Annotated in this window: 15 protein-coding genes; all 15 read left to right on the top strand. The window is 38.0% G+C overall.

All coding sequences use genetic code 11. The features are described from left to right. Positions 1–20: 20 nt before the first annotated feature. The 15 genes from NKR74_RS18225 (at position 21) to NKR74_RS18155 (ending at position 14,729) form a co-directional block, all read left to right on the top strand. The gene (locus NKR74_RS18225; RefSeq protein WP_098307862.1) at positions 21–395 is read left to right on the top strand and encodes a winged helix-turn-helix transcriptional regulator; all 375 of its coding nucleotides are present in this window, start codon (positions 21–23) and stop codon (positions 393–395) included. A gap of 51 nt (positions 396–446) precedes the next feature. After that, a complete protein-coding gene (hemW, locus tag NKR74_RS18220; protein WP_253630434.1) occupies positions 447–1,586 on the top strand; it encodes a radical SAM family heme chaperone HemW in 1,140 nt (379 codons plus the stop codon). A 316-nt stretch (positions 1,587–1,902) separates the two neighbouring features. Further along, a complete protein-coding gene (gene hrcA / locus NKR74_RS18215) occupies positions 1,903–2,934 on the top strand; it encodes a heat-inducible transcriptional repressor HrcA (RefSeq protein WP_253630433.1) in 1,032 nt (343 codons plus the stop codon). A 122-nt stretch (positions 2,935–3,056) separates the two neighbouring features. Next, on the top strand, positions 3,057–3,626 hold the full coding sequence (gene grpE, locus NKR74_RS18210) for a nucleotide exchange factor GrpE (protein ID WP_253630432.1): 570 nt from the start codon (positions 3,057–3,059) through the stop codon (positions 3,624–3,626). Between the two features lie 26 nt (positions 3,627–3,652). Next, positions 3,653–5,488, top strand: coding sequence for a chaperone protein DnaK (dnaK, locus tag NKR74_RS18205; RefSeq protein WP_253630431.1), 1,836 nt, complete (start codon positions 3,653–3,655; stop codon positions 5,486–5,488). 215 nt (positions 5,489–5,703) lie between these two features. Further along, a complete protein-coding gene (dnaJ, locus tag NKR74_RS18200) occupies positions 5,704–6,816 on the top strand; it encodes a molecular chaperone DnaJ (protein WP_253630430.1) in 1,113 nt (370 codons plus the stop codon). Between the two features lie 28 nt (positions 6,817–6,844). Continuing rightward, positions 6,845–7,783 (top strand): 50S ribosomal protein L11 methyltransferase, encoded by a 939-nt coding sequence (gene prmA, locus NKR74_RS18195; RefSeq protein ID WP_253630429.1) that lies wholly within the window; start codon positions 6,845–6,847, stop codon positions 7,781–7,783. A gap of 176 nt (positions 7,784–7,959) precedes the next feature. After that, entirely contained in the window at positions 7,960–8,709 is a 750-nt protein-coding gene (locus NKR74_RS18190) for a 16S rRNA (uracil(1498)-N(3))-methyltransferase (protein WP_253630428.1), read from the top strand. Positions 8,710–8,715: 6 nt separating this feature from the next. Next, the gene (gene mtaB / locus NKR74_RS18185; RefSeq protein WP_098307846.1) at positions 8,716–10,068 is read left to right on the top strand and encodes a tRNA (N(6)-L-threonylcarbamoyladenosine(37)-C(2))-methylthiotransferase MtaB; all 1,353 of its coding nucleotides are present in this window, start codon (positions 8,716–8,718) and stop codon (positions 10,066–10,068) included. Between the two features lie 170 nt (positions 10,069–10,238). Next, complete coding sequence (gene deoC, locus NKR74_RS18180) at positions 10,239–10,904, top strand: deoxyribose-phosphate aldolase (RefSeq protein ID WP_253630427.1); 666 nt, start codon at positions 10,239–10,241, stop codon at positions 10,902–10,904. A gap of 435 nt (positions 10,905–11,339) precedes the next feature. Then, on the top strand, positions 11,340–11,513 hold the full coding sequence (rpsU, locus tag NKR74_RS18175) for a 30S ribosomal protein S21 (RefSeq protein ID WP_020062243.1): 174 nt from the start codon (positions 11,340–11,342) through the stop codon (positions 11,511–11,513). A gap of 15 nt (positions 11,514–11,528) precedes the next feature. Next, complete coding sequence (locus tag NKR74_RS18170; protein ID WP_253630426.1) at positions 11,529–11,972, top strand: GatB/YqeY domain-containing protein; 444 nt, start codon at positions 11,529–11,531, stop codon at positions 11,970–11,972. A gap of 106 nt (positions 11,973–12,078) precedes the next feature. Further along, positions 12,079–12,372 (top strand): sporulation protein YqfC, encoded by a 294-nt coding sequence (gene yqfC / locus NKR74_RS18165; protein WP_098307840.1) that lies wholly within the window; start codon positions 12,079–12,081, stop codon positions 12,370–12,372. A 190-nt stretch (positions 12,373–12,562) separates the two neighbouring features. Further along, entirely contained in the window at positions 12,563–13,762 is a 1,200-nt protein-coding gene (yqfD, locus tag NKR74_RS18160) for a sporulation protein YqfD (protein WP_253630425.1), read from the top strand. A 7-nt stretch (positions 13,763–13,769) separates the two neighbouring features. Further along, positions 13,770–14,729 (top strand): PhoH family protein, encoded by a 960-nt coding sequence (locus NKR74_RS18155; protein WP_253630424.1) that lies wholly within the window; start codon positions 13,770–13,772, stop codon positions 14,727–14,729. Positions 14,730–14,884 lie beyond the last annotated feature (155 nt).

Here is a 14,884-nt window from a genome sequence, read left to right as displayed (position 1 = left end):
TTAAAAGTTAGGAGATTGTCGTGTCTGAGAACATTCGAAAAGAAATTCAAGAAAAAATACAAAACGGTGATTTTAATTGTGAAAAGGAACTAACGCTTTCTATCATTAGTGGAAAGTGGAAAGTTGTGATTTTATGGCATTTAGGTGTGGAAGGTCCGCATCGTTTCAGTGAACTTCAGCGTTTATTTCCTAATATTTCTCATAAAGTTTTGTCCAATCAATTAAAAGAATTGACCGAAGATGGAATTATTAATCGGACTGTATACCCAGAAGTACCTCCGCGTGTAGAATATTTTATGACGGAGCTCGGCATGACACTTTTACCAATCGTTGAAATGATGTATGATTGGGGAAAAATGCGAATGGAACAAATTCGCATAGGGCTACAGAAGTAAATAAACCTCCGAAATGCGGGGGTTTTCTTTTTAGAAAGGTAGGAACATAGTTTGATACAAGCTGCATATATTCATATTCCGTTTTGTCAGCATATTTGTCACTATTGTGATTTTAATAAAGTATTTATTGAGCGTCAGCCAGTTGAGCAATACTTGCAATATTTAGAGAAAGAAATTGTGAATACAACCACCAAAACGCCTTTTAAAGAAATGAAAACGATTTTTGTTGGTGGAGGAACACCAACAGCGCTAAATATGGAACAGACAGAGCAATTATTAAATATCATTAATCGTCGTTTACGTCCGTTTGCGCCCGATTGTGAACTAACTTTTGAAGCCAATCCGGGAGACTTGCCAAAAGAGAAATTGAATCTTCTACTAGAAGGTGGTGTAAACCGGATTAGTTTTGGTGTTCAAACATTTCGAGATGAATTATTGCAAAAAATTGGGCGCAGACATACGAGAGAAGATGCATTCGTAGCAATTCGTGAGGCGCAGGAAGTTGGTTTTACAAATATTAATGTTGATTTAATTTATGCACTGCCGACGCAAACAATAGAAGATGTAAGAGAAACGTTAGATATTGCTTTTACACTTGGGGTTCAACATTTCTCTGCGTATTCTTTAATTGTCGAGCCGAAAACGGTCTTTTATAATTTAATGAATAAAGGAAAACTGAGACTTCCAGGAGAAGATCATGAAGCAAGAATGTATGAAATTGTGATGGATGAAATGGAAAAGCATGGTTATAAACAGTATGAAATTAGTAATTTTTCGAAAGAAGGCTATGAAAGTAGACATAACCTCACATACTGGAATAATGAAGAGTATTATGGTTTTGGAGCTGGAGCTCATAGTTATGTAAATGGCGAGCGAATTCAAAATGTGGGTCCATTAAAACAATATTTCATGAAAATTGATGAGACAGGTTTGCCATATTTAGATGTTCATGGAGTAACGGGACAAGAAAAAATGGAAGAAGAGTTATTTTTAGGGCTGCGAAAAACAGCGGGTGTTTCTAAACTGGAATTTAGAAGAAAATTTGGCGTAGAGATGAACGAAATCTTTGCAAAGCAATTACTTCATAATAAAGAACATGAACTGCTTCAAGAGACGAATACTCATATTTGTTTAACAAGAAAAGGAAAGCTATTAGGAAATGAAGTATTTCAATCATTCTTAGTGGATTAATCTAACTTTAAATTGGATTCTACACTTAGTAGAGCGAAAAGCTAAACCATCTGTAAGAACTTGATTAGCAGCGGAAAAGAATGCTGCTAAAAGTTTCACTGTATCCCGCTCAAACGGACGGTACAGAGAAGTGAATCAAGAAGTTTAACCGTCCGTAAGAGCCCGATTGGTTCAACTAATTAGCAGCAAAAATCGTGCTGCTAAAAGTTTCACTGTATCTCATCACGTTTCCGTTGACAATTCAATATCAATTTTGGTAAGTTAGTAATAGATTTAGCACTCGAAACATAAGAGTGCTAACAGAGGTGATGATGAAATGCTTACGGAACGTCAGCTCTTAATTTTACAAACAATAATTGACGACTTTATCGGGTCTGCACAACCTGTCGGATCAAGAACATTGTCAAAGAAAGAAGAAATTACATTTAGTTCAGCGACAATTCGAAATGAAATGGCTGATTTAGAGGAACTCGGGTTTATTGAAAAAACACATAGTTCTTCTGGGCGCGTTCCTTCTGAAAAAGGATATCGCTTTTATGTAGACCATCTTCTTCCGCCGCAGCATTTGCCAAGTGAAGATATTGTACAAATCAAAGACTTGTTTGCTGAAAGAGTTTTTGAAGCGGAAAAGCTTGCACAGCAATCTGCGCAAATTTTATCAGAACTCACGAATTATACGGCAATTGTTCTTGGGCCAAAAATGAGTGCGAATAAGCTGAAAAATGTACAAATTCTTCCGCTTGATCATCAAACAGCGGTCGCGATTATTGTAACTGATACAGGACATGTACAAAGTAGGACCATCACTGTTCCGGAATCTATTGATTTATTAGATTTAGAAAAGATGGTTAACATTTTAAATGACAAATTATCAGGTGTACCGATGTCGGAACTGCATAATAAAATCTTTAAAGAAATTGTAATGGTTTTGCGCCAGTACGTTCATAATTATGATAGTGTCATGAAAATGTTAGACGGTACATTCCAATTTCCGTTATCTGAAAAAATATATTTTGGTGGAAAAGCAAATATGCTTGCTCAGCCAGAATTCCATGACATTCAGAAGGTTCGATCATTATTCACTATGATTGAAAATGAAGATGCGTTTTATAACATCTTGCAGAGCAAACAAATTGGTATTCAAGTGAAAATTGGACGTGAAAATTCTTCTGCTGCCATGGAAAATTGTAGCTTAATTTCTGCGACATACTCGATTGGGGATGAGCAGCTTGGAACAATTGCGATTTTAGGTCCGACGAGGATGCAATACTCTCGTGTCATTAGTTTGTTGCAATTGTTTACAAAACAATTTACAGATGGACTGCACGGTTTATATAAACCGAAATAATAAGAAACTTTTATTTGTGGCGGGGGTATCCCCGCTGCTGATGACCAGTTGGATACAAGAAATTAGATATTTGGGTTAGTGCTGAGTTGTATTGGCCCTGCTTTTTTAAGGAGGTGAAAGTTGTGGAAGAGCGTAATGAACAAGTGGTAGAAGAAGTAAAAGAAGTGCAAACAGAAGAAGCTGTAGCACCAGAAAATAGCGAAGAAACTGTAGTGGAAGAAAAAAGCAAAGCTGCTCTTTTACAAGAAAAAGTAGATGAATTACAAGCGAAATTGTCGGAAACGGAAGGTCGCATGCTTCGTCTACAAGCTGATTTTGAAAACTATAAGCGCCGCGTTCAATTAGATAAGCAAGCGGCTGAAAAGTATAGATCACAAAGCCTTGTATCAGATATTTTGCCAGCTCTTGATAACTTTGAAAGAGCAATGCAAGTGGAAGCGAGCGACGAGCAGATGAAATCCTTATTACAAGGGATGGAAATGGTATATCGTCAATTGCTAGAAGCGCTGAATAAAGAAGGTGTTGAAGCGATTGAAGCTGTTGGTAAACAGTTTGATCCGCATGAGCATCAAGCTGTTATGCAAGTAGAAGACAGCGAGTTTGAATCAAACGCGGTTGTGGAAGAACTCCAAAAAGGCTATAAGCTGAAAGATCGTGTGATTCGACCATCAATGGTAAAAGTAAATCAATAATTTACATAAATGTAGGAGGTTTCGCCATGAGTAAAATTATCGGTATTGACTTAGGTACAACAAACTCTTGTGTAGCTGTTATGGAAGGTGGAGAACCAAAGGTTATCCCAAATCCAGAAGGGAACCGTACAACTCCTTCTGTTGTAGCTTTCAAAAATGAAGAGCGTCAAGTTGGGGAAGTAGCGAAGCGTCAAGCGATTACGAACCCAAATACAATCATGTCTGTTAAACGTCATATGGGTACAGACTACAAAGTAGAAGTTGAAGGTAAAGAATTTACACCTCAAGAAATTTCTGCAATCATTTTACAAAACTTAAAAGCTTCTGCTGAAGCATACTTAGGTGAAACAGTAACAAAAGCTGTTATCACAGTACCAGCATATTTTAACGATGCAGAACGCCAAGCAACAAAAGACGCAGGCCGCATTGCTGGTTTAGAAGTAGAACGTATTATTAACGAGCCAACAGCAGCTGCGCTTGCTTACGGTTTAGAAAAACAAGACGAAGAACAAAAAGTTCTTGTATACGACTTAGGTGGCGGTACATTTGACGTATCTATCCTTGAATTAGCAGATGGAACATTTGAAGTTATTTCAACTGCTGGTGACAATCGTCTTGGTGGTGACGACTTTGACCAAGTTATCATCGATCATTTAGTAGCTGAATTCAAAAAAGAAAATAACATTGATTTAAGCCAAGATAAAATGGCACTTCAACGTTTGAAAGATGCTGCTGAAAAAGCGAAAAAAGATCTTTCAGGTGTAACACAAACACAAATTTCATTACCATTCATTAGTGCTGGAGCTGCTGGTCCATTACACTTAGAATTAAACTTAACAAGAGCGAAATTTGAAGAACTTTCAGCTAACCTTGTTGAAAGAACATTAGAACCAACTCGTCGTGCATTAAAAGATGCTGGTCTTTCTCCAAGTGAATTAGATAAGGTTATTCTTGTTGGTGGTTCTACTCGTATTCCAGCTGTACAAGAAGCAATTAAACGTGAAACTGGTAAAGAACCATATAAAGGCGTTAACCCTGATGAAGTTGTAGCATTAGGTGCTGCAGTTCAAGGTGGCGTACTTACTGGTGATGTAAAAGGCGTTCTATTATTAGACGTAACTCCACTTTCTTTAGGTATTGAAACTATGGGTGGCGTATTCACAAAATTAATCGATCGTAACACAACAATTCCAACAAGTAAGTCACAAGTGTTCTCAACTGCTGCTGATAACCAGCCTGCAGTAGACATTCACGTATTACAAGGTGAGCGTCCAATGTCAGCTGACAACAAAACATTAGGTCGCTTCCAATTAACAGATATCCCACCAGCACCACGTGGTATTCCACAAATCGAAGTAACATTCGATATTGATGCGAACGGTATCGTAAATGTACGTGCAAAAGATTTAGGAACAAGTAAAGAACAAACAATTACAATCCAATCTTCTTCAGGTCTTTCTGATGAAGAAGTAGATCGTATGGTAAAAGAAGCAGAGGCAAATGCTGATGCTGACCAAAAACGTAAAGAAGAAGTTGAACTTCGTAACGAAGCGGATCAACTTGTATTCCAAACAGATAAAGTTGTAAAAGATTTAGAAGGTAAAGTAGATGCAGCTGAAGTAGCGAAAGCAACAGAAGCGAAAGATGCATTAAAAGCGGCAATCGAGAAAAATGATCTTGATGAAATCCGTGCGAAAAAAGATGCACTTCAAGAAATCGTACAACAATTAACTGTAAAATTATATGAGCAAGCTCAAGCTGCTGCAGGATCACAGCAAGCAGAAGGCGCACAAGGCAACGCAGGCGCGAAAAACGACAATGTAGTAGATGCTGAGTTTGAAGAAGTAAAAGAAGATAAGTAATAAAATAAGTAAGATGACAAAAAGTCAAAGTCAAGCGTGCCTTGGCTTTGGCTTTTTTCGCGAGTGAAGAAAAGACTGGGTGTACACAGAGTCTTTTGTGTGGGAGTCCAATGTTTTTCTTTTTGCATACTGTAAGTGAGGAAACAGTGTTGCAAAGCACTTTCTTTCGATGTTAAAATTACGTTTATGTGAAAGGAATCGGGGGTTACAAACTTATGAGTAAACGAGATTACTATGAGGTGCTTGGCGTTAGCAAGAGTGCTTCAAAAGACGAGATTAAAAAAGCATACCGTCGTTTGGCGAAAAAGTATCATCCAGATGTAAGTACAGAAGAAAATGCAATTGAAAAATTTAAAGAAGTGCAAGAAGCATATGAAGTATTAAGTGATGATTCAAAACGTGCACAGTACGACCAATTTGGTCATGCTGATCCAAATCAAGGCTTTGGTGGTTTTGGCGGTGGCGACTTCGGTGGTGGATTCGGTTTTGAAGACATCTTTAGTTCATTCTTTGGTGGTGGAGGCGGTAGACGCCGTGATCCAAATGCGCCGCGTCAAGGTGCAGATCTTCAATATCAAGTTTCTTTAAACTTTGAAGAAGCAATTTCTGGTAAGGAAATGGATATTGAAATTCCAACTGAAGATCCTTGTAATACATGTAGCGGTAGCGGAGCAAAACCGGGAACTTCGAAAGAAACATGTAAACATTGTTCTGGAACAGGGCAAGTTAGCGTGGAGCAAAACACACCATTTGGTCGTATTGTGAATCGTCAAGCTTGTAGACAATGCTCTGGAACAGGTCAAATAATTAAAGAAAAATGTACAACATGCCATGGCTCCGGAAAAGTACGTAAACGTAAAAAAATTAACGTTAAAATTCCAGCAGGTATTGATAATGGTCAACAAATTCGCGTGTCTGGTAAAGGAGAAGCTGGTGTAAACGGCGGACCAGCAGGTGATTTATATGTAGTAGTTCGTGTAATAGAGCATGAATTCTTCCATCGCGAAGGTGATGATATTATTTGTGAAATGCCATTAACGTTTGCGCAAGCAGCACTTGGAGATGAAGTGGAAGTTCCGACTGTGCATGGAAAAGTAAAGTTAAAAATTCCAGTAGGAACACAAACAGGAACAGAATTCCGTTTAAAAGGAAAAGGTGCGCCAAACGTACGCGGATATGGGCAAGGTGATCAATATGTTGTTGTTCGTGTTGTTACACCAACAAAATTAACATCCCACCAAAAAGAATTGTTGAGAGAATTTACAGGTCAAGAAGACCATGATGATAGCCTATTTAAAAAGCTTAAGCGAGCTTTTAAAGGGGAATAATGGAAATAAAAAATGGAGTTGGTAAATTGTGAAATGGTCAGAAATTAGTATTCATACAACAGAGGAAGCTGTAGAAGCAATCTCGCATATTTTACATGAAGCAGGAGCAAGCGGTGTTGCGATTGAAGATCCTGCTGAATTAACGAAAGAGCGTGAACAACAATTTGGTGAGATTTATGCGTTAAATCCAGCTGAATATCCAACAGAAGGTGTACTTGTAAAAGCGTATTTCCCAAAGAATGATACTTTGCAAGAAACAATTACAAGTGTAAAATCATCCATTGATCTGTTGCCTTCTTACGGAATCGAGATTGGGGCAGCAACTGTATCTGTTAATGAGGTAGATGAAGAGGATTGGGCTACTGCTTGGAAAAAATATTACCATCCAGTGAAAATTTCTGATACATTTACAATTGTGCCAACATGGGAAGAGTATACACCTTCCTCACCAGAAGAAAAAATTATCGAGTTAGATCCAGGAATGGCATTTGGTACAGGAACACATCCAACAACAACGATGTGTATTCGTGCTTTAGAAAAAACAGTACAATCTGGTGATACTGTTATTGACGTTGGAACAGGATCTGGTGTGTTAAGTATTGCCGCTGCTAAATTAGGTGCTTCGTCCATTCAAGCATACGATTTAGATCCAGTTGCAGTAGAAAGTGCTGAGATGAACGTTCGACTAAATCATACAGAGAATGTTGTAACTGTTGGACAAAACAGTTTATTAGAAGGTATTGAAGGACCTGTTGATTTAATTGTTGCGAATCTACTAGCAGAAATTATTTTATTATTCCCAGAAGATGCAGCAAAAGTTGTTAAGCAAGGTGGATTATTCATTACATCAGGTATTATTGCTGCGAAAGAAAAAATTGTAACAGAAGCGTTAGTAAAAGCAGGTTTTACAGTAGAAGAAGTGTTAACGATGGAAGATTGGGTAGCAATTATTGCGCGTAAAGGATAAGATAGAATTTTCCTTGTTCAAGTGTTTATTGCCCGTTTGTACGGGAGAATGTAAGTGGAAAGTCTCTCGCTGAAAGTAGTGAGGGACTTACCGTTTGTTTAATCTAAATCATACTGTTTGGCTCTTTTCGTAAGCGTGTGTTTACGAAAAGAGCTAAACTTTACTAAGGTGATATGATGCAGCGTTATTTTGTAGAAGAGCAAAACATAAATGAAACGACAATTCGTATTGTAGGAGATGATGTGCATCACATTGGAAGAGTGATGCGTATGACGCCTGGTGATCACATTTATTGTTGTACAAATGGGAAAACAGCAATCTGTACAATTGCTGAAATTACCAATGAATTTATAAATGCGACTATTGTAGAATGGATAGAGATGTCAAGTGAACTACCTGTGTTTGTGACAATTGCTAGCGGACTGCCTAAAGGAGATAAGCTTGAGTTGATTTTACAAAAAGGAACTGAGCTTGGAGCAGCCGCCTTTTTACCGTTTCAAGCATCTCGATCTATTGTAAAATGGGATGCGAAAAAAGCCGGTAAAAAAGTAGAGCGTTTTAATAAAATCGTAAAAGAGGCAGCCGAGCAGTCTCATCGCAGTGAAGTTCCTACTGTGTATGCACCTGTTTCTTTTAAAGAGCTTCTCACGATGAGTAAAGACTATGACAGTTGTCTTGTTGCATATGAAGAAGAAGCGAAGCAAGGTGAAAAATCAAATTTTGCTAAGGCTTTAACAAAGTTAGAACCAGGGCAAAAGGTACTCATTGTATTTGGGCCAGAAGGTGGTTTAACAGAAGGGGAAGTGTCTTCTCTTTCTGAACATGCTTTTGTACCTTGCAGTTTAGGACCAAGAATATTGCGGACAGAAACGGCGCCTTTATACGCGCTAAGTGCTGTCTCTTATCATTTTGAATTAATGGGGTGAATATATATGGCAACTGTTGCGTTTCATACGTTAGGTTGTAAAGTAAATCACTACGAAACAGAAGCGATTTGGCAACTGTTTAAACAAGGTGGTTATGAGCGAACTGAATTTGAGAAAACAGCTGATGTGTATGTGATTAATACATGCACAGTAACGAATACAGGGGATAAAAAAAGTCGTCAAGTCATTCGTCGTGCCGTTCGTCAAAATCCTGATGCGGTAATTTGTGTAACGGGATGTTATGCACAAACATCTCCAGCAGAAATTATGGCAATTCCAGGTGTGGATATTGTTGTCGGAACGCAAGACCGTGAGAAAATGCTTGGCTATATTGAAGAATATCGTAATGAACGTCAGCCAATTAATGCTGTACGTAACATTATGAAAACACGTGTATATGAAGAATTAGACGTACCGTATTTTACAGATCGTACGCGTGCATCTTTGAAAATTCAAGAGGGATGTAACAACTTCTGTACGTTCTGTATTATTCCGTGGGCTCGTGGTTTAATGCGTTCTCGCGATGGAAAAGAAGTTATTCGTCAAGCACAGCAATTAGTAGATGCTGGTTATAAAGAAATCGTCCTAACAGGTATTCATACAGGTGGATACGGTGAAGATATGAAAGATTATAATTTGGCAGGATTACTTCGCGATATGGAAGCGCAAGTAACAGGTTTAAAACGTCTTCGTATTTCTTCTATTGAGGCAAGTCAAATTACTGATGAAGTGATTGAAGTGCTGCGCGACTCTAAAGTTGTTGTACGTCATTTACACATTCCGCTTCAATCTGGATCTAATACCGTATTGAAGCGTATGCGTCGTAAATATACAATGGAATTTTTCCAGGAGCGTTTAGATCGCTTAAAAGAAGCGTTACCAGGACTAGCAATTACTTCTGATGTTATCGTTGGTTTCCCTGGTGAAACAGAAGAGGAGTTTATGGAAACGTTCAATTTCATTAAAAATAATCGTTTCTCTGAACTCCATGTATTCCCGTATTCAAAACGTACAGGAACACCAGCAGCACGTATGGACGATCAAGTGCCAGAAGAAATCAAGAACGAGCGTGTACACCGCTTGATCGCATTATCTGATCAATTAGCGAAAGAATATGCATCTCAGTTTGAAGGTGAAGTTCTTGAAATTATTCCAGAAGAACCATTTAAAGAAGCTGATCGTGAAGGATTATATGTAGGTTATACAGATAATTACTTAAAAGTTGTTTTTGAAGGATCTGAAGAATTAATCGGTAAATTGATTAAGGTGAAAATCACGAAAGCCGGTTACCCTTATAATGAAGCACAATTTGTTCGTGTGCTAGAAGATGTATCTCCAAAAGAATCAGCAAGCGCGTAAGAGAAGAGAAAAGCATGCAAACAGTTTTGTTTGCATGCTTTTTTATTTGATGGAGAAGTTAAAATATGAAAACGCTATACTTTATGATATAATGCTGAAGATTAAGGTTGTCAGACAACTAACAAGTAACAAAATCACTGAGTATAAGTTGAGAAAGGGGCAATTTTTAAATGAACTACGCAAAATTAATTGATCATACGTTATTAAAACCAGATGCAAAAAAAGAAGCAATCGTTACTCTATGCGAAGAGGCAAAACAACATGATTTTGCTTCTGTATGTGTAAATCCAACATGGATTGAAACAGCAGCAGAAATTTTAAAAGGGACAGACGTAAAAGTTTGTACGGTAATTGGTTTTCCTCTTGGAGCAAACACATCAGAAACGAAAGCATTTGAAACAAAAGATGCAATCGCAAAAGGCGCAACAGAAGTTGACATGGTGATTAACATCGGTGCGTTAAAAGATAAAAACGACGAGTTAGTAGAGCGTGATGTTCGCGCCGTTGTAGAAGCTGCAAAAGGAAAAGCGCTTGTAAAAGTAATTATTGAAACATGTCTATTAACAGAAGAAGAAAAAGTTCGTGCTTGTGAATTATCTGTAAAAGCAGGCGTTGACTTTGTAAAAACATCAACAGGATTTTCAACAGGCGGTGCAACAGTAGAAGATGTTGCATTAATGAGAAAAACAGTGGGACCAGATATCGGTGTAAAAGCATCAGGCGGTGTTCGTGACGAAAAAGGCATGGACGCAATGGTAGCAGCAGGTGCAACGCGCATTGGTACAAGCTCTGGTGTAGCGCTAGTAAGCGGAAAAACAGCAACAACTGATTATTAAAATAAAAGCGGAAGCGGCTCGTTTAGAACATGAGGGCGTTGGAAGTCTTGACGCAGAGGCGATTTTTGCCTCGTAGGAAAGAATGAAACGACCGACTGTTCTAGCCACTGCAGCTGGATAAAATAAAAGCGGAGCCGACTGTTCAGTCCTGGCAGCTAAGATTTTTTAACACGAGGGTCTAGGATATTGTATCCAGATGATGAAAAAATAGAAGCGAACATTTTGGTAGAATAATGTCGCATTGATATAGAATTTTATATCGAAATTGAACGTATCGTGAAAAAAGAAGCACGATTGCTCTTCTTTTCTTTTATCAGATAGTTGACCTAAAAGTATAAAATGTATTATAATCGTAAAAGACATGCTGAGTAAGTGTTTCTTTTTTGCATGCTGAATTTAGGATGTAAGTGGATGTTTCGGAGGGAGGGAAAGAGAATGTCAAAAACAGTCGTTCGTAAAAACGAGTCTTTGGAGGATGCACTTCGCCGTTTTAAAAGATCAACTTCTAAAGCTGGTACGCTTGCTGAAGCAAGAAAACGCGAGTTCTATGAAAAGCCAAGCGTAAAACGTAAGAAGAAATCTGAAGCGGCAAGAAAGCGTAAATTCTAAGAGAGGGTGTAATTTATGAGTCTTCTCGGTCGTTTAAACGATGATATGAAACAAGCGATGAAGAATAAAGAAAAACAAAAATTAACCGTTATTCGTATGGTTAAGGCTGCTTTACAAAATGAGGAAATTAAACTGCAGCACTCTCTTGCAGAAGATGAGGAATTAACAGTTTTAACTCGTGAAGTAAAACAGTATAAAGACTCCCTCCTTGAATTTGAAAAAGCGGGTCGTGAGGACCTTGTTGATAAACTGAAAAGCGAAATTCAGATTTTAGAAACATATTTGCCAGAGCAATTAACAGAAGAAGAATTGGCTGCTGTTATTCAGCAAACTATTTCTGAAGTTGGTGCAGCTTCTAAAGCTGATATGGGCAAAGTGATGAGTGCTGTTATGCCGAAAGTAAAAGGCAAAGCAGATGGCTCACAAGTGAATAGGCTTGTTTCACAACTATTAGCATAAAAAAGCGTCTCATTTATAATGAGACGCTTTTTTATGTTTTTTTTCAATTTGGACGTGATATTACAAGCTTTTTTTTCATACATATGGGATGAGAGGGGGGTCTTCGATGAGAAAGTTGCAGCAAATGAAAAATTGGATCACTAAGCAGATAGACCTACCTGCAGATGTATTCATGGATCTGCCGAGAATTACCCTTGTCGGGCAGGTACATATTTATATAGAAAATCATCGTGGATTATTAGTATTTAGTGATAAAGAGGTGCGGCTTTTGTTAAAGCAAGGACAATTATTAATAAAAGGGGACTCTTTTGTTATTAAAACGATTCTTCCAGAAGAGCTTTTACTTGAAGGAACTATTGAGCAAGTCTTGTTTTTAGAAGGAGAAAAGAAAGATAGATAAAGTGAAACTTCCATTCGTGAGGTGTTCTTTCTCACGAATGGTTAGTTGAAGAAATCGGGCTCAAACAGTCGATTAGTATTCGCCTCTTAGTTTTACTACTACCGACTGTTTGAGCGGGACAAAGTGATAGGAAAGGTGCAGGTCTTTATGGGGGACTGCGCCTTTTTCAGAAAGCTGATGGGGGCGAGCTATGAAAAATCAGTGGTTTACAAGATGGATTGGGTATGTGAAGGTGCGGATTCAAGGAAGAGGAGTAGAACGATTTATTAATGAATGTGTACGGCGTGATATTCCTGTTTGGAATGTGAAGAAAGTTGCAGATGATACACTTGTATTTTGCATGCCGCTTCGTGATGTGAAACGATTACGTCCGATTTACCGTAAAAATGAATGTAAACTGTACTTCATTGGACGTTATGGGCTGCCATTTTGGAATAAACGCTTACTTCGAAATAGTGGTTTTCTTGTTGGTTTTTTCCTTTTTTTCTTTATTGTTATCGTTTTATCAAACATGGTATGGAAAATAGAAATAACAGGGGCAAAGCCAGAGACGGAATATATTATGATGAAAGAATTGGACAAAATGGGTATTAAGAAAGGGAAGCTGCAATTTCAAATGCCTAGTGTAGAGACTGTACAGCGTTATTTGACTGATAATATTAATGCCATTACGTGGATTGGTTTGGAAGTGAAAGGAACGACATATCGCTTTAAAATAGTTGAAAAAAATGAACCGAAAAAAGAAAAAGAACAGGTGCCGCAACATTTAGTTGCAAAAAAAGAAGCGATTATTACGAAGATGTTTGTGGAGATTGGAAAGCCAGCAGTTATGAAAAATGATTATGTGCAAAAGGGACAACTTCTTGTATCGGGGGTATATGGGAAAGAAGATAGCCCGACAATTGTTTCTGCTAAAGGGGTTGTATTTGGTGAAACTTGGTACAAGTCTGAAGTGGAGGTACCTTTGAAAACGACATTTCAAGTCTATACAGGGAATTCATATAGAGAACATTATCTTACTTTCGGAAACGTAAAAATAAAAATATGGGGATTTCAGCATGATAAGTATAAGCGGTCTAAAACGGAGACAGTAAGACATGATGTTAAGTTGCTCGGTTTTACACTGCCGATTGCTTATGAAAAAGCGATTGTACGTGAAGAGGAGGAAGCAAACCGTGAATATACAGAAAAACAGGCAATTGCGGTGGCGGAGGAAATGGGACAAAAAGAATTAAAGAAAAAACTGGATGAACGTGCTATGATTATAGGGAAGAAAGTTTTGCATAAACAGGTTGAGAATGGGAATTTAAAATTATTGTTGCATTATACAGTGATTGAAAATATTGCAGAGGCTCAACCGATATCTGAATCCGATATTCAAGGAGATTGAGTAATTAATGGCTGAACAATTAGTAGAGATGAATCAACAATTGGAAAACCATAATGAAGCAATTGCTTTGTTTGGAGTAAATGATGCGCATTTAAAAGTAATTGAGAACGAACTTGAGGTATCGATTGTTACGAGAGGGGAATCTGTTCGTGTATCTGGAACAGAAGAAGCGTTAGCTCTTGTTGAAGGTATATTACAACAGCTTCTAGTTGTTATTCGCAAGGGTGTATCGATTTCTGAGCGTGATGTAATCTACGCGATTCAACTTGGCCGTCAAGGGAAATTGGCTCATTTTGAAGAGTTATATGAAGAAGAAATCTTTAAAACAGCAAAAGGTAAGTCCATCCGTGTGAAAACGATAGGACAAAGGCAATATATTTATGCCATTAAGAAGAATGATATTGTTTTTGGAATGGGACCAGCAGGTACTGGCAAAACCTACTTAGCTGTAGTAATGGCTGTTCGTGCATTAAAAAATGGTGATGTGAAAAAAATTATTTTAACAAGACCTGCTGTTGAAGCTGGAGAAAGTTTAGGTTTTTTACCTGGAGATTTGAAAGAAAAAGTGGATCCGTATTTACGCCCTCTTTATGATGCTCTTCATGATGTGCTTGGGCAAGAACATACGCAAAGAATGATAGAACGCGGTATTATTGAAATTGCACCGTTAGCATACATGAGAGGACGAACACTCGATGATGCGTTTGTTATTCTAGATGAAGCACAAAATACAACAGGAGCGCAAATTAAAATGTTTCTAACGCGTCTTGGATTTGATTCGAAAATGGTTATAACGGGAGATCCATCCCAGATTGATTTACCGAAAGGTGTGAAATCTGGCCTTTCTATTGCAGCGAATGTATTAGACCGTGTACCTGGACTTTCGTTTATTAAACTAGAGCAATCGGATGTTGTTCGTCATCCGCTCGTACAGCGCATTATTGAAGCATATGATAAAATGGAATGATCCTGCTTGTAAGGATCATTTCTTTTTATCCCGCTCAAACAGTTGGTAGTAGCAGGTCAAAGAAGAGAAGGCCAACCAACTGTAAGAGCCCGATTGGTTCAACTAACCATTCGTAAGGAAAAAGCGCCTCACGAATGGAAGTTTCACTTTATATC

Source organism: Bacillus sp. 3103sda1 (genome assembly GCF_024159135.1).
Classification (GTDB): domain Bacteria; phylum Bacillota; class Bacilli; order Bacillales; family Bacillaceae_G; genus Bacillus_A; species Bacillus_A rhizoplanae.
Note: the sequence above shows the minus strand (reverse complement) of the source record. Positions and strands in the feature narration are given on the sequence as shown.

What these genes read in the sequence shown, in the direction of transcription:
- hrcA (WP_253630433.1), top strand. Translation starts at nt 1,903, where the DNA reads ATGCTTACGGAACGTCAGCTCTTAATTTTACAAACAATAATTGACGAC.
- yqfD (WP_253630425.1), top strand. Translation starts at nt 12,563, where the DNA reads ATGAAAAATCAGTGGTTTACAAGATGGATTGGGTATGTGAAGGTGCGG.
- dnaJ (WP_253630430.1), top strand. Translation starts at nt 5,704, where the DNA reads ATGAGTAAACGAGATTACTATGAGGTGCTTGGCGTTAGCAAGAGTGCT.
- NKR74_RS18190 (WP_253630428.1), top strand. Translation starts at nt 7,960, where the DNA reads ATGCAGCGTTATTTTGTAGAAGAGCAAAACATAAATGAAACGACAATT.
- NKR74_RS18170 (WP_253630426.1), top strand. Translation starts at nt 11,529, where the DNA reads ATGAGTCTTCTCGGTCGTTTAAACGATGATATGAAACAAGCGATGAAG.
- dnaK (WP_253630431.1), top strand. Translation starts at nt 3,653, where the DNA reads ATGAGTAAAATTATCGGTATTGACTTAGGTACAACAAACTCTTGTGTA.
- NKR74_RS18155 (WP_253630424.1), top strand. Translation starts at nt 13,770, where the DNA reads ATGGCTGAACAATTAGTAGAGATGAATCAACAATTGGAAAACCATAAT.
- deoC (WP_253630427.1), top strand. Translation starts at nt 10,239, where the DNA reads ATGAACTACGCAAAATTAATTGATCATACGTTATTAAAACCAGATGCA.
- rpsU (WP_020062243.1), top strand. Translation starts at nt 11,340, where the DNA reads ATGTCAAAAACAGTCGTTCGTAAAAACGAGTCTTTGGAGGATGCACTT.
- mtaB (WP_098307846.1), top strand. Translation starts at nt 8,716, where the DNA reads ATGGCAACTGTTGCGTTTCATACGTTAGGTTGTAAAGTAAATCACTAC.
- yqfC (WP_098307840.1), top strand. Translation starts at nt 12,079, where the DNA reads ATGAGAAAGTTGCAGCAAATGAAAAATTGGATCACTAAGCAGATAGAC.